This window comes from Curtobacterium sp. BRD11, assembly GCF_031844345.1.
Classification (GTDB): Bacteria; Actinomycetota; Actinomycetes; order Actinomycetales; family Microbacteriaceae; genus Curtobacterium.
In genome coordinates, this window is sequence record NZ_JAUZUZ010000001.1 from 790,758 (window position 1) to 805,553 (window position 14,796).

12 protein-coding genes and 1 tRNA gene are annotated in these 14,796 nt (G+C 73.0%); 4 read left to right on the plus strand and 9 right to left on the minus strand.

From position 1 onward, the window contains the following. The 7 genes from rho to argS form a co-directional block, all read right to left on the minus strand. Entirely contained in the window at nucleotides 1-2,214 is a 2,214-nt protein-coding gene (gene rho, locus Q9R28_RS03585; RefSeq protein ID WP_311205480.1) for a transcription termination factor Rho, read from the minus strand. Nucleotides 2,215-2,391: 177 nt separating this feature from the next. Beyond that, nucleotides 2,392-3,348, minus strand: a complete 957-nt coding sequence (thrB, locus tag Q9R28_RS03590; protein WP_251155148.1) for a homoserine kinase — start codon at nucleotides 3,346-3,348, stop codon at nucleotides 2,392-2,394. Nucleotides 3,349-3,380: 32 nt separating this feature from the next. After that, nucleotides 3,381-4,460, minus strand: a complete 1,080-nt coding sequence (gene thrC / locus Q9R28_RS03595) for a threonine synthase (RefSeq protein WP_066654638.1) — start codon at nucleotides 4,458-4,460, stop codon at nucleotides 3,381-3,383. A 50-nt stretch (nucleotides 4,461-4,510) separates the two neighbouring features. Then, nucleotides 4,511-5,830 (minus strand): homoserine dehydrogenase, encoded by a 1,320-nt coding sequence (locus Q9R28_RS03600; RefSeq protein ID WP_066654640.1) that lies wholly within the window; start codon nucleotides 5,828-5,830, stop codon nucleotides 4,511-4,513. Nucleotides 5,831-5,886: 56 nt separating this feature from the next. Then, the gene (gene lysA, locus Q9R28_RS03605; protein WP_311205481.1) at nucleotides 5,887-7,287 is read right to left on the minus strand and encodes a diaminopimelate decarboxylase; all 1,401 of its coding nucleotides are present in this window, start codon (nucleotides 7,285-7,287) and stop codon (nucleotides 5,887-5,889) included. An 87-nt stretch (nucleotides 7,288-7,374) separates the two neighbouring features. Continuing rightward, nucleotides 7,375-8,130 carry an LmeA family phospholipid-binding protein gene (locus tag Q9R28_RS03610; protein WP_311205482.1) on the minus strand — a complete coding sequence of 252 codons (756 nt, stop codon included), beginning with the start codon at nucleotides 8,128-8,130 and terminating at the stop codon, nucleotides 7,375-7,377. A gap of 417 nt (nucleotides 8,131-8,547) precedes the next feature. Beyond that, the gene (gene argS, locus Q9R28_RS03615) at nucleotides 8,548-10,218 is read right to left on the minus strand and encodes an arginine--tRNA ligase (protein WP_311205483.1); all 1,671 of its coding nucleotides are present in this window, start codon (nucleotides 10,216-10,218) and stop codon (nucleotides 8,548-8,550) included. Nucleotides 10,219-10,290: 72 nt separating this feature from the next. Here argS and Q9R28_RS03620 point away from each other — a divergent pair, with 72 nt between their 5' ends. Beyond that, on the plus strand, nucleotides 10,291-10,863 hold the full coding sequence (locus Q9R28_RS03620) for a hypothetical protein (RefSeq protein WP_311205484.1): 573 nt from the start codon (nucleotides 10,291-10,293) through the stop codon (nucleotides 10,861-10,863). Nucleotides 10,864-10,997: 134 nt separating this feature from the next. After that, nucleotides 10,998-11,069, plus strand: a tRNA-Arg gene (locus tag Q9R28_RS03625). Between the two features lie 16 nt (nucleotides 11,070-11,085). On the opposite strand, the gene Q9R28_RS03630 is transcribed toward Q9R28_RS03625, so the two are convergent. Continuing rightward, complete coding sequence (locus Q9R28_RS03630) at nucleotides 11,086-11,391, minus strand: helix-turn-helix domain-containing protein (protein ID WP_209682366.1); 306 nt, start codon at nucleotides 11,389-11,391, stop codon at nucleotides 11,086-11,088. A 47-nt stretch (nucleotides 11,392-11,438) separates the two neighbouring features. On the opposite strand from Q9R28_RS03630, the gene map reads away from it, so the two are divergent. After that, complete coding sequence (gene map, locus Q9R28_RS03635; RefSeq protein WP_311205485.1) at nucleotides 11,439-12,209, plus strand: type I methionyl aminopeptidase; 771 nt, start codon at nucleotides 11,439-11,441, stop codon at nucleotides 12,207-12,209. 95 nt (nucleotides 12,210-12,304) lie between these two features. On the opposite strand, the gene Q9R28_RS03640 is transcribed toward map, so the two are convergent. Further along, nucleotides 12,305-12,508, minus strand: coding sequence for a hypothetical protein (locus Q9R28_RS03640; protein ID WP_058729997.1), 204 nt, complete (start codon nucleotides 12,506-12,508; stop codon nucleotides 12,305-12,307). Nucleotides 12,509-12,851: 343 nt separating this feature from the next. Between Q9R28_RS03640 and Q9R28_RS03645 the strand changes: the two genes are divergently transcribed. Continuing rightward, nucleotides 12,852-14,765 (plus strand): TPM domain-containing protein, encoded by a 1,914-nt coding sequence (locus tag Q9R28_RS03645; RefSeq protein WP_311205486.1) that lies wholly within the window; start codon nucleotides 12,852-12,854, stop codon nucleotides 14,763-14,765. Nucleotides 14,766-14,796: the final 31 nt, after the last annotated feature.

Here is a 14,796-nt window from a genome sequence, read left to right on the forward strand (position 1 = left end):
TTACTCCTGGTGGCCGTCGTGGCGACCGCCGGTCGTGGGGACCGACTTCTGCACCTGGACCAGGAACTCGACGTTCGACTGCGTCTCCTTGAGGTTGCGGAGGACGACGTCGAGCGCCTGCTGCGGGTCGAGCCCGGCGAGGGCACGGCGCAGGCGCCACGTGATCTTGACCTCGTCGGCGGAGAGGAGCTGCTCCTCGCGCCGGGTGCCGGAGGCGTTGATGTCGACGGCCGGGAAGATCCGCTTGTCGGCGAGGTGCCGGTTGAGGCGGAGCTCCATGTTGCCGGTGCCCTTGAACTCCTCGAAGATGACCTCGTCCATCTTGGAGCCGGTCTCGACGAGCGCGGTGGCGAGGATGGTCAGCGAGCCGCCGTCCTCGATGTTGCGCGCAGCGCCGAAGAAGCGCTTCGGCGGGTACAGGGCCGCCGAGTCCACGCCACCGGAGAGCACGCGGCCGGAGGCCGGCGTCGCCAGGTTGTAGGCGCGGCCGAGACGGGTGATCGAGTCGAGGAGCACGACGACGTCGTGGCCCAGCTCGACCAGGCGCTTCGCACGCTCGATGGCGAGCTCGGCGACCGTGGTGTGGTCCTCCGCCGGACGGTCGAAGGTCGAGGCGATGACCTCGCCCTTCACCGAGCGCTGCATGTCGGTGACCTCTTCGGGCCGCTCGTCCACGAGCACGACCATGAGGTGCGCCTCGGGGTTGTTCTTGGCGATCGCGTTGGCGATGGCCTGCAGCACGACGGTCTTGCCGGCCTTGGGCGGCGAGACGATGAGGCCGCGCTGACCCTTGCCGATCGGTGCGACCAGGTCGATGATGCGCGTGCTGAGCTTCGCCGGCTCGGTCTCGAGGCGGAGACGCTCGTTCGGGTACAGCGGGGTCAGGTCGTGGAACTCGACACGGGCCGCTGCCTCGTCCGCGGTCTGGCCGTTGACCGAGTCCACCTTGACGAGCGCGTTGTACTTCTGGCGCGCCTGCTGCTCGTTGTCGCGCGGCTGCTTGATCGCACCGACGATCGCGTCGCCCTTGCGCAGGTGGTACTTCTTCACCTGGCCGAGGGACACGTAGACGTCGCTCGGTCCCGGCAGGTAGCCGGTCGTGCGGACGAACGCGTAGTTGTCGAGGACGTCGAGGATGCCCGCGATCGGGATGAGGACGTCGTCCTCGGTGATCTCCGGCTCGAACTCGTCGTTCTGACCGCCGCGGCCGCGCTTGCGGTCACGCTGACGACGACCGCGGCCGGCCTCGGCCTCGTCGGCGTGCTGCTGCTGCTGCTGGGCGTTCTGCTGCTGGCCGTTCTGCTTCTGCTGGCCGTTCTGCTTCGGCTGACGGTCGTCCTGCTTCGCGTCGCCGGACTTCTGCTCGTCCTGCTTGCCGTTCTGCTTCTGCTGCTGACCGTTCTGCTGGCCGGCGTTCGCCTGGCCACCGTTCTGCTGGCCACCGTTCTGCTGGCCGCCCTGCTGGTCACCGCTCTGCTGTTCGGTGCCCTCGGCGTTCTGCCCGCGGCCACGACCGCGACCACGGCTGCGACGTCCGCGGCGCGAACCGCCCTCGCCCTGCTGGTCGGCCTGGTCGCCCTGGTCCGTCGCCGAGGTCGGCTGCGCGCCGGTCGCCTCGTCGGTCTCGGGGGCAGCGGCCTGCTCGGCGCCGTCCCGCTGCTGGCCGCCGTCCTGCTGGCCGGCGTCCTGGTTCCCGCGGCGGCCGCGGCGGCGACCGGACTGCGCGGCCTCCTCCGCGTCCTTCTCGGCACGGACCTGGTCGAGCCCCGCGAGCAGGTCCTCGGTGCCGGTGTGCCCGTGGTTCGTGTGCTCCGCGGCCGAGGTCTGCGCGGTGTTCACCGTGCCGGCCGAGGAGGCGCGGCGCGAGCGGCGACCGCGGGGCTCCGGAGCCGACTCCGTCTGGTCGGCTGCGGCGTCGTCGGCGGCCGGCGAGGTCGCCGGTGCGGCCAGCGTCGGCTGCTCGGCGGGGGTCTCCTGCGCCGCGGGTGCGGCCTCCGCGGCTGCGCGTGCCTCGTCAGCCGGCGTCTCGGCAGCAGGGGCGGCGTCGTCGGTCGCGGGGCGCTTGTCCTCGATCGACGCGATGAGGTCGCCCTTGCGGAGCTTCGAGAGCCCCGTGATGCCGAGCGAGGAGGCGATGCGCTGGAGCTCCGGGAGACGGAGCGCGCGCAGGTCGCTGGGGATCTCCACCGGGGTGGAGTCGTTGACGTTCGTCAAGGTCGGTGTTTCCTTTCGAACCGCAGAACGCGGAGAGTTTCCACCGTCCCGGCGCATGGGTGCGCTGGGACCGCCGTTCAGACGACGGACCGGGATTCGGTGATCTGAAAGAGAGTGCCCCCGCGCACCGGACCCTGCGCCAGCGCCGACGGATCCGGTTCGGATCGGTCTGTGCGCCTACGCTGGATCGGCTTCGAGCGCCGAGTGCGGCACCACTGTAGCACCACCGAGGTCCACGGCCAGCATGAGCGCCCGCCAGTCGGACTGCGCGTGTCGCGCCACCAGGTCGGCCGCGGTGAGGCGCTGTGCCGGGTCGCTGCCCAGCACGAGCAGGCTCGGCCCGGCGCCGGAGACCACCGCGGCGAGCCCGTGCTGCCGCAGCAGACCGATCAGTGCATCGGTCTCCGGCATGGCGCTCGCACGGTACGACTGGTGCAGCCGGTCCTCGGTCGCGGCGAGCAGCAGCTCCGGGCTCTGGATGAGGGCGGCGACGAGCAGCGCCGAGCGCGACACGTTGAACGCGGCGTCCTCGTGCGGCACGCTCGCGGGCTGCAGGGACCGCGCGAGCTTCGTCGAGAGCGTCGACGTCGGCACGAAGACCACCGGCGAGACGCCTCGGTGCACCAGCAGGCGCTTGACCGCGGGACCCTCGGCGGTCATCCACGCGATCGTCAGACCACCGAAGAGCGCCGGAGCGACGTTGTCGGGGTGGCCCTCCATCTCGGTGGCCAGGGTGAGCAGGGTCGACGCGTCGAGGTCGACGACCCCTTCGAGCAGGCCGCGGGCCGCCATCAGCCCGGCGACGATGGCGGCGGCCGACGAGCCCATGCCGCGGCCGTGCGCGATCGCGTTCACGGCGTGCAGCTCGAGTCCGGGCTGCTCCACACCGGCGTGCTCGAGGCCACGACGGACGGCCTGCACCACGAGGTTCGACTCGTCGGTGGCGACCTCACCGGCACCGACGCCCTCGACGATCACGGTCGCGCCGGGCTCCGGGCGGACGCGGACGACCACCTCGTCGTAGACCGACAGCGCCAGCCCGAGCGAGTCGAAGCCCGGGCCGAGGTTCGCGGAGGTCGCCGGGACCCGCACACGGACCGCCCGTCCGGCCGGTACAGCGCTGCGGGCGGTCACGCCCTCCCCCGGTCCGGACGAGCGGTCGACGCTCACGCGGAGCCGACCAGTCCGAGCACCTCGGCGACCGACTTCGTGTCGACCGGGACGCTCGTCGGTGCGACCTCGCCGCCGTCCTCCGTGCGGAGGGCCCACTGCGGGTCCTTCAGGCCGTGGCCGGTCACCGTGATGACGACCTTCGCGCCCTGCGGCACGACACCGGCGTCCGCACGCTCGAGCAGCCCGGCGACGCCGATGGCCGACGCGGGCTCGACGAAGACCCCGACCTCGGCGGACAGGATGCGGTGCGCGGCGAGGATGCCCTCGTCGGTGATCGCACCGAAGTAGCCGTCGGTCTCGTCACGCGCCTCGAGCGCGTACTGCCACGACGCCGGGTTCCCGATGCGGATGGCGGAGGCGATGGTGTCCGGGTGGCGGACGACCTCGCCCGAGACGATCGGGGCGGAGCCGGCGGCCTGGAAGCCGAACATGCGCGGCATCCGCGTCGAGCGGCCCGCGGCGACGTCTTCGCGGTAGCCGCGGGAGTACGCGGTGTAGTTGCCCGCGTTGCCGACCGGCAGGAAGTGGAAGTCCGGGGCGTCGCCCAGCACGTCGACGACCTCGAACGCGGCGGTCTTCTGCCCCTCGATGCGGTCGTTGTTCACCGAGTTGACCAGGTGCACCGGGTAGTTGGCGGCGAGGTCGCGCGCGATGTCGAGGCAGTCGTCGAAGTTGCCCTGCACCTGCAGCAGCTGGGCGTCGTGCGCGACGGCCTGGCTGAGCTTGCCCATCGCGATCTTGCCCTCGGGCACGAGCACCGCGGCGGTGATGCCCGCGTGCGTGGCGTAGGCGGCCGCCGAGGCGCTGGTGTTGCCGGTCGACGCGCAGATGACGGCCTTCGCGCCGTGCTCGACGGCCTTCGAGATCGCCATCGTCATGCCGCGGTCCTTGAACGACCCGGTCGGGTTCATGCCCTCGAACTTGACGTACACGTCCGCGCCGGTGCGCTCCGACAGGCGTCGGGCCGGGATGAGCGGCGTGCCGCCCTCGCCGAGGGTGACGACGGGCGTCGCCTCGGTGACGTCGAGACGGTCGGCGTACTCGCGCAGGACTCCCTGCCACTGGTGGGCCATCAGGCTCTCCTTGTTCGGTGTTGTGCAGTCGGGTTGCTGACGGTGCGGGGCTAGGCCCCGACCACCCGCAGGACGCTGGTGATCTCGACGACGACGTCCTCGCTCCGGAGCGCGACGACCGTGGCGGCCAGGTCGGACTCGCGGGCGAGGTGCGTGCCGATGACGAGGTTCGCGGTGCCGGCCGTGCCGTCGCCCGGGTCGGTCGCGGCGGACTGCTCGACGGTCTCGACGCTCACGCCGTGCTTCGCCAGGACGCCGGCGACGGTGGACAGCACGCCGGGGGCGTCGGCCACGTGCAGCGTGATCTGGTAGCGGGTGCGGACCGTCCCGATCGGGAAGACCGGCAGCGCCGACTGGGTCGACTCCGCGATGCCGGGGCCGCCGATGACGTGACGACGGGCGGCGGACACCAGGTCGCCGAGCACGGCCGACGCGGTCTCGACGCCACCGGCACCGGCGCCGTAGAACATCAGGTCGCCGGCGGCCTCGGCCTCGACGAACACGGCGTTCTTCGCCCCGTGCACACTGGCGAGCGGGTGCGACTCCGGCACGAGCGCCGGGTAGACACGGGCGCTGACGCCCTCGACGCCGTCCTCGTCGGTCAGGCGCTCGGCGGTCGCCAGGATCTTCACGACGTAGCCGGCCTTCCGCGCGGCGCGGACCTGCTCGATCGTGACGGCGGTGATGCCCTCGCGGTGCACGGCGGCCAGGGGCACGGAGGTGTGGAACGCGAGCGAGGCCAGGATGGCGGCCTTCTGCGCGGCGTCGTAGCCCTCGACGTCGGCGGTCGGGTCGGCCTCGGCGTACCCGAGCTCCGTGGCGGTCGCGAGGGCCGCCTCGAAGGTCGAGCCCTCGCGGTCCATCAGGTCGAGGATGAAGTTCGTCGTGCCGTTGACGATGCCCATGATCCGCTCGATGCGGTCGCCCGCGAGCGAGTCGTGCAGCGGCCGGATGATCGGGATCGCGCCGGCGACCGCGGCCTCGTAGTAGAGCTGTGCGCCGACCTGCTCCGCCGCGGCGAAGAGCTCGGGGCCGTGCGTGGCGAGGAGCGCCTTGTTGCCGGTGACGACGTCCGCACCGGACTGCAGCGCCTGGAGCACCAGCGTGCGCGCGGGCTCGATGCCGCCGATCAACTCGACGACGATGTCCGCGCCGAGGATGAGCGACTGCGCGTCCGTCGTGAAGAGCTCCTTCGGCAGGTCCACGTCGCGCGGAGCGTCGAGGTCCCGCACCGCGATGCCGACGAGCTCGAGTCCGGCACCCGCGCGCGAGGCCAGCTCGTCGCCGTGCTCGAGGAGCAGGCGCGCCACCTGGGAACCGACGGAGCCGGCTCCGAGCAGCGCGACGCGGACGTTGCGGTATTCGATCATGTGGTGCGCATTCCTGTGGGGCGGGCGGCAGCCCGGTCGGGTCGGGGTCAGCGGCGTCAGCCGGCGACGACCCCCGTGTCGCGGGCGAGCAGGTCGTCGATCGACTCGCCACGGACGAGGATACGGGCTGCGCCGTCCGCGACCGCGACGACCGGCGGACGGCCCACGTGGTTGTAGTTGCTGGCGAGGGACCAGCAGTAGGCACCGGTCGCCGCGACGGCGAGCAGGTCACCGCGGTGCACGTCGCCCGGCAGGTACTCGTCGTTCACGACGATGTCGCCGGACTCGCAGTGCTTGCCGACGACCCGGGTCAGCACCGCCGGGGCGTCCGAGCTGCGGGCGAGCCGGGCCGTGTAGTCGGCGCCGTACAGCGCCGGACGGGCGTTGTCGCTCATGCCGCCGTCGACCGACACGTAGGTGCGGGTCGCCGAGGAGCCGTCCTCGGTCTCCAGCGAGACGGGCTTGACGGTGCCGACGCGGTACAGCGTGGTGCCGGCCGGGCCGACGATGTAGCGACCGGGCTCGACGGCGATCTCCGGGACGGGGATGCCCCGCTCGGTGCAGGCGTCGGCGACGATCGTGGCGAGGGCCTCGGCGACGTCCTCGGGCGCGAACGCCTCGTCGGCCTCGGTGTAGTCGATGCCCCACCCGCCGCCGAGGTTCAGCTCCGGGACCGGACCCGTCGCCACGAGTTCGGCGTGCACGTCCATCAGTCGCCGAGCTGCCTCACGGAACCCGGACTCGTCGAAGATCTGGGACCCGATGTGCGAGTGGAGCCCGACGAAGGCGAGCGACGGCTCTGCCCGGACCGCCGCCGCGGCGGCGGCGGCCTCGCTCAGGGGGATGCCGAACTTCTGGTCCTCACGCGCCGTGGCGAGGTACTCGTGCGTCGAGGCGTGCACGCCGCTGTTGATCCGGATGCGCACGCGCTGGACCGTGCCGGCGTCGGCGGCGGCACGCGCGACGCGGCCGATCTCCTCGTGGCTGTCGAGGACGATCGTGCCGAGGCCGACCTCGACCGCGCGGGCGATCTCGGCGTCCGACTTGTCGTTGCCGTGGAAGCCGAGCAGCGCGGGGTCCGCTCCCCCGGCCAGCGCGACGGCGAGCTCACCGGCGGTGCACACGTCCAACCGCAGTCCGGCCTCGGTCATCCACGCGGCGACCTGGGTCGTGAAGAACGCCTTGGCGGCGTAGTACACGTGGGCCCGCGTGCCGATGCGGGCGAACGCCTCGGTGAAGGCCGTGCGGACCCTCGACGCGCGTGCCTGGACGTCCCGCTCGTCGACGACGTAGAGCGGGGAACCGAACCGGGCGACCAGGTCCGACGCCGTGATGCCGCCGACGGCGAGCTCACCGTCGTCCGTCCGCGTGGCCGAGGCCGGCCAGATCCGCGCGGTCAGCGCGGAGGCGTCGGCGGGGAACCGCAGCCGCGGCGGGGCAAGGGGGTTGGCGCTCACGGGACCCGATCCTACCGAGCCACCACGGGCCTCCAGGCCGGTGTTACGCCCGTCGACCGCGGTGGTGACGCGCCGGGATCGACGGCGTCAGCCGCAGGCGCCGACCGTGCGCAGACCCTGCTCGGTCAGCGGCAGCGAGTCGGCGGTGACCCGGACGGTGGCCTCGGCGGAGGTCACGTCGACGGACCGGACCCGGAGCTGCTCGGGCAGGAACTGCGCTGTGCAGACCTGCACCGGGACGCCCGTGACGCCGGGGATGCGGTCGACCTTCAGGCCGAGGTCCGAGTTCGTGATGCGGACGCTCTGCGGGGTGATCGTGACGCCACGGCCGTCCTGCTGCGCCACCACGTCGCCGGTGGCCGCGTAGCCGATGTCGTACCCGAGCACCGCGGTCGAACCGGACAGCTCGACGCCGCCGTCGACGAGCCGGAGCCGCTCGAACAGCGGACTGTACTTCGCCAGGTCCTGCACGCTCGTCGCGGCGAGGGTGACGTGGCCGTCGACGTCGCGCACGTCGCCCTTGCCGTCCACCGGGACGTCGCGAGCGGTGACGTCGGCGGCCAGCGGGACCCCGTCGACGGTCAGCCGGTCCGAGGTGATGTCGACCCGGTCGAGCGTGCCGGCGAGCAGCTGCGGGACGACGATGCCCTCGGCGTGTGCGGTGACCTCGCCGGTGGCGCCCTCCGGGAGGGACTGCTCGACCTGGTCGGCGATGATCCGGTCGACGACGCCCCGGAGCACGAACTCCGCGACGACGACGAGCGCGGCGAGCACGAGCACCAGGACGACGAGGACGACGGGCCAGCGACGGCGCTTCCGGGAGGGCTCGGTGGCGACGGACATGCGTCCCACCCTGCCAGGTGCTCCCCGCAGCCGGCCTGGAGGCGCGGTGTGCGCCCGGTGTGCGCGCTGCGGCGGACGGGGCGGCGGGGCGCGGCGGCCGGCGGGGCGAGGCGCGGCGGGGCGAGGCGCGGCGGGGCGCGGCGGGGCGAGGCGCGCCGAGGCGGGGCGGGGCGGGGCGCGGTGCGCGGCGCGACGCGGCGCACCGCCCGACGCGGCGCGACGTGCTCGCGCACAAGCAGAAGCACGTCGCGCCACGAGAACACCTGGCGCGACGTGCTTCCGGTTGTGCGGACGTGTGCTGGGCGCGCCGGCGACGAACCATTGAAACGACATCGAACCAGGCGGATCGCCTGGTTCGATGTCGAGAACGTGGTTCGACGCGACGCGACGCGACGCGACGCGACGCCGCGCGCCGCGCTACATGCGCTCGGGCGCACTCACCCCGAGGAGGCCGAGGCCGTTGCGGACGACCTGCCCGGTGGCGTCGTTCAGCCAGAGGCGCGTGCGGTGCAGGTCCGTCACGGCCTCGTCGCCGAGCGGCGTCACCCGGCAGGAGTCGTACCAGCGGTGGTACAGCCCGGCGAGCTGCTCGATGTACCGCGCGATGCGGTGCGGCTCGCGGAGCTCCGCGGCCTGGCGCACCACGCGCGGGTACTCGGCGAGGGCTCCGAGGAGGGCGCTCTCCGTCTCGTGCGTGAGCAGGGACGCGTCGAACGCGGAGCGGTCCACGCCCGAGGCCGCAGCGTTGCGGGCGACCGACTGCGTGCGGGCGTGGGCGTACTGCACGTAGAACACCGGGTTGTCGTTGGTGCGCTTGGTGAGCAGGTCGAGGTCGATGTCGATCGAGGTGTCGCTCGCGAACCGCACGAGGGCGTAGCGACCGGCGTCGACACCCACGGCGTCGACGAGGTCCTCCATCGACACGATCGTGCCGTTGCGCTTCGACATGCGGAAGGGCTGGCCGTCCTTGAGCAGGTTCACCATCTGGCCGATGAGGATCTCGAGGTTCTTGCCGGGCTCGTCACCGAACGCCGCGCACATCGCCATCATGCGACCGACGTAGCCGTGGTGGTCCGCGCCGAGCATGATGAGGTTGCGCTCGAACCCGCGCTCGCGCTTGTCGAGGTAGTACGCCAGATCGCCCGCGATGTACGCCGGCTGCCCGTCGGACTTGATCACGACGCGGTCGCGGTCGTCGCCGAAGTCGGTCGTGCGGAGCCAGAGCGCGCCCTCGGCCTCGTACATCTTGCCGAGGGACTGCAGCCGCTCGATGGCCCGCTCGACGGCCTTCGACTCGTGCAGCGAGTTCTCGTGGAAGTAGACGTCGAAGTCCACGCCGAAGTCGTGCAGCGAGGACTTGATGTCGGCGAACATGAACTCGACGCCCTCGCGGCGGAACAGCTCCTGCGCCTCGTCGCGCGGCAGGTCGCGCACGTCGGTGCCGGCGGGCAGCGTCGCGATGACCCGCGCGGCGATCTCGCCGATGTAGGCACCGCCGTAGCCGTCCTCCGGCGTGGGCTCCCCCAGCGCCGAGGCGACGAGCGACCGGGCGAAGCGGTCGATCTGTGCGCCGTGGTCGTTGAAGTAGTACTCACGGGTGACGAGGCCGCCCTGCGCCTCGAACACGCGGGCGAGCGAGTCACCGACGGCGGCCCAGCGCACACCGCCCATGTGGATCGGACCGGTCGGGTTCGCGGACACGAACTCGAGGTCGATGGACACGCCCTCGTACAGGTCGCCGTGTCCGAACGCGTCGGCCTGGTCGACGATCGTGCGGGCGATCTCACCGGCGGCGGCGGCCTCGAGCGTGATGTTGATGAAGCCGGGGCCGGCGACGTCGACGGACGCGACACCGTCGAGCTCGGTCAGCTCGCCGGCGATCTCGGTCGCGAGCTCGCGCGGGTTCGTACCGAGGCGCTTCGCGAGCTGCATCGCCGCGTTCGAGGCCCAGTCGCCGTGCGCACGGTTCTTCGGCCGCTCGAGGGCCACGTGGGACTCCCCGATCGTCACGGTGTCGGACGCGCCTCGTCGCTCGACGATCCCGGTCAGGATCGACAGGTACGCGGCGGAGAGTTCGGCAGGAGTCACGAGGGTCGAGTCTACCGGGACGCCCAGGTGCCTCGCGGGCCGGTGCCGGACGGCGTGCAGCATCATGGCTGGATGACCTCCCGCAGCCGTGTCCGGGCGATCACCGTCGCCCTGCTCTCCGTGTCCGCCGCCGTCGCCCTGTCCGGCTGCACGGGCGGGTCCGACGACGCGGCCCCGAGCGCGAGCGCCACCCCGATCGGCACCGCCGTGCGGCAGACGTGCGCCGAGCTGCTGCCCACGAGCGTCCTCGCCGTCTACGGCAAGACCTTCGAGCAGGACACGACCTGGACGCCCGCGAGGGGCACGCCGGCCGCGACGATCGCCCGCCAGCGCGGCCGGGTCTGCCACCTCGTCGCCACCGACGACCCGTCGACGACGATCACGCTCGCCGTGGCGCACCTGCCTGAGAAGTCGCTCACGACGCTCAAGGACGCCCTCTACGAGCGCGGTGGGTCCGTCCCGACCTACCGCGTCGAGGGCTACTACGCGCTGGACGACGGCGTCGGCCGCGCGGACGCCTTCCCGGATCCGTACTGGGTCACCACCGAGTCGACGCTGTACACCGAGCCCGGAGGGGCGCAGCCCGTCGTGGACGCGGTGCGCTCCGTGCTGCTGCCGTCCGCGTCGGCCAGCCCGGCGGGCTGACGGCACCGCAGCCGGACGGGAGGCACGGTGCGGGCCCGTGCCGCGCCTCCCGTCCGACGGCGGTCGCGACACGGACGCGACACGCGCTGTCGGGACCGGCTCGCGTTACCTGCTACGGTTGATCTCACCCACGAGCCCCCATAGCTCAGGGGATAGAGCACTGCCCTCCGGAGGCAGGGGCGGAGGTTCGAATCCTCCTGGGGGCACATCGAGCCCCCGGCGTCATCGCCGGGGGCTCTCCTCGTGCACGGGGTGCGTCGCCCGGTCCGGGGCCACCCGTTCCGCCTCGGGGTGCACCTCGTCCCAGAGCGCGTCGAGCGACAGTCGGACGACGCTCGCGACCGCGGCGATCGTGGCGAACGACGGCGTCGCGATGCGACCGGTCTCGATCTTCCGCAGGGTCTCGGGCGACACGCCCGCATCGAGGGCGACGTCGAGGATCGAGCGCTCACCCCGAGCGCGACGGAGCAGTGCGCCGAGCCGGCGACCGCGTTCCAGCTCGGCGGGGCTCAGCGGGAGTCGGACCATGGCGCCGATACTAGTACCGGCCAGACAATACCGGTACGATCATCGGCATGATCGAGATCCTCTCCCCCGCCGAGGTCGACCGGGCCCGCCGCACCGGCGCCCTCGTCGGCACGATCCTGCAGACCCTCCGGGAGCGGACGACGGTCGGCACGAACCTGCTCGAGGTGGACGGGTGGACCCGGACGATGATCGAGGACGCCGGCGCGGTCTCCTGCTACGTCGACTACGCCCCCTCGTTCGGTCGTGGCCCCTTCGGCCACCACGTCTGCACCGCGGTGAACGACGCGGTGCTCCACGGCCTGCCGCACGACCGCGAGCTCGCCGACGGCGACCTGCTCACCCTGGACCTCGCGGTGACCCTGGACGGGATCGCCGCCGACGCGGCGATCAGCTTCGTCGTCGGGCGCGCCGACCCGGCGGACACCGCCCTGATCGAGGCCACCGAACGGGCGCTGGCCGCCGGCATCGCCGCCGCGGGCCCCGGCGTCCGGACCGGGGACGTGTCGCACGCCATCGGCGAGGTCCTCACCGCCGCGGGCTACCCCGTGAACACCGAGTTCGGCGGGCACGGCATCGGCTCGACGATGCACCAGGACCCGCACGTGGCGAACACGGGTCGGCCGGGGCGCGGCTACACCCTGCGACCGGGGCTGCTCCTCGCGCTCGAGCCCTGGGTGATGGCGGACACGGACGAGCTCGTCACCGATCCCGACGGGTGGACGCTGCGGAGCGCGACGGGGGCGAGGACCGCGCACACCGAGCACACCGTCGCGATCACCGAGGACGGCGTCGAGGTGCTCACCCGTCCCGGCAGCTGACGCGGTCGAAGCCGGCCACTGCGCCTCCGCGTCAGCGTCTCCGCGCCTCCACGTCAGCGCGAGGCTGGAGCGGTCGCCGCGGACCCGGCGCGGGCTCAGGCGTGCGTGAGCGCGATGAGCGCGACGTTCATGGTGCTGTAGGCGCCCTCGGAGCGCGTGGCCTGTCGGACCCGGCCCCGGAGGACCTCGTAGCGGCCGTCCTGCTCACGGACGAAGCCGATGACACCGCTCGCCGGTGTCGAGACGCGGTGGTAGCCGTCCTCCAGTGGGACGACCTCGGTGCTCGTCGTACGCTCCATCGCTTTCCCCTTCCGCTCGTCGTCGAACGATGGCCTCCACCATACCCCGGTCCGGGGTACAAGTCCTCCACATGACCGACGTCGCCGGGGGTCGTCCGAGGATCCACCCGCTGTGTGCGTGCTCTGGATAGCATCGGGGCGACGGCGCCCGTGCGGGGGCCGTCGGGGGCGCAACGTGGGCTCCCGGACGACGGATGGAGGACGGATGCGAGCGGCTCACCACGGATCGCGCACCGACGATGGATCGGCCCCTCGGGCGCTCGGTCGGCATCGCGAAGGCCCCCACGCGGCCGTCCGCGGCGCCCGCTCGGCGATCACACGCGCCGTGGGTCGGATCGGTGCCGTGCTCCTCGCGGCCGGACTCGTGATCACGCCCACCGCAGCAGCCCACGCGACGGACCCGGTCGACCTGGGCGGCGCCTACGTGGTCGACGAGGCCGGTGCCCTCAGCAGCGGTCAGCGGACCCAGGTCGAACGGGCGGTCCAGGACCTCTACGACCGGACGCAGACGCAGCTCTACGTGGTCTACGTGCCGACCTTCACGAACCCGACCGACCACGCCGCCTGGGGTGACGCCCTGATGGAGCGCAACCAGATCGACTCCGACGCGATCGTGCTCTCCGTGGCGGTCGACGACCGGATCGCCGACATCCAGCAGACGAACGCGACCGCACTGTCGAGCAGCGACGTCGAGTCCGCCTACCAGCAGGACGCCGTCCCGCAGCTGCGGGACGGCGACTGGGCGGGCGCCGCCGTCGCCCTCGCGGACGGACTCGTCTCCTCGCAGGCCCCGCCGGACCTCACCTGGCTGTGGGTCCTGCTGCTCGTGGTCGTCGTCGGTGCGGTCGTCGCCGTCATGGTGATCCGCACCCGCAACAAGCGACGCACCGCCGAGGCCGCACGAGCGCAGGAGGCGTCCCTCGCCGGGCTCGAGCGCAAGGCGGGCGCGGCGCTGGTCACCATCGACGACGAGCTCCGGACGGCCGAGCAGGAGGTCGGCTTCGCCACGGCACAGTTCGGCGAGGACGCGGCGAAGCCCTTCGCCGCGGCCGTCGCGACCGCGAAGCGGAACGTGCGGCAGGCGTTCTCCTACCAGCAGCAGCTCGACGACGAGGTACCGGACTCCCCGCAGCAGCGCGCGCAGTGGGCGAACCAGATCGTCGCCATCTGCGAGCAGGCGCACGCGTCCATCGACGAGCAGACCGAGGCCTTCGACCACCTGCGGTCCCTCGAGGACGGGGTCGAGGACGCCTCGACCGCCCTCGCCTCCGCAGTCGCGGCAGCCCCGGTCGAGCTCGACGCCGCCCGCCGCGCGCTCGACCGGGTGCGCGGGTCGTACGGCGGCCGGACCCTGGCGACGGTCTCCGACAACGTCGACCAGGCCGAGCAGGTCCTCGGCTACGCGACGGAGCGGTCGCAGGCGGCGACCGCGGCCATCGCGTCCGGGGACAAGGGCGAGGCGGTCATCGCCGTGCGCGACGCCCAGCACGCGCTCGCACAGGTGCAGCAGCTGACCGCGAGTGCGACCGGCGCCGAGCGCACCTTCGCCGAGGCGACCACCCGGGTCCAGGCGATGCGCGCGGACATCGAGGGAGACGTCGCCGCAGCCCGTTCGATGCGGTCCGGCGACCCGGCCCTCGCGGCCGCGGTGACCCGTGCCGACACCGTCCTCCGCCAGGGCTCCGACCCGCGCGACCCGATCGCCGCCGTCGACGCGCTGACGAAGGCGAACACCGAGATCGACGCCGCACTGGCCGCCGCGCGCGGTGCACAGGAACAGCAGCAGCGCGCACGCCGCGCCCTCGACGACGCCCTGCGCGACGCCCGGGCCCGGATCAGCCAGGCGCGCGACTTCATCTCGCTCCGCCGGGGAGCCGTCGGCACGACGGCCCGGACGCGCCTGTCCGAGGCCGAGCGCGCGCTCGACGACGCGGTCGACCTCGCCACGAGCGACCCCGCCCGCGCCCTCGGGGCTGCACGCGCCGCCGAGCAGTACGCCGCCGCGGCGATGGACGCGGCGAACGACGACATGGGCGGATGGCCCGGGCAGGGCGGCGGCGGCAACGGCGCACAGCTCGGGGGCCTCGTGACCGGGATCGTGCTCGGCGGCCTCCTCGGCGGACGCGGCGGCAGCTACGGGGGCGGCTCCTTCGGCGGTGGGGGCTTCGGCGGCGGCGGGGGCTTCAGCGGCGGCGGAGGCTTCGGCGGAGGCGGCGGCGGGGGCGGCGGGGGCTTTTCCGGCGGCGGCCGCTTCTGACAGCCGACACCACCCCCTCGGGACACACGAC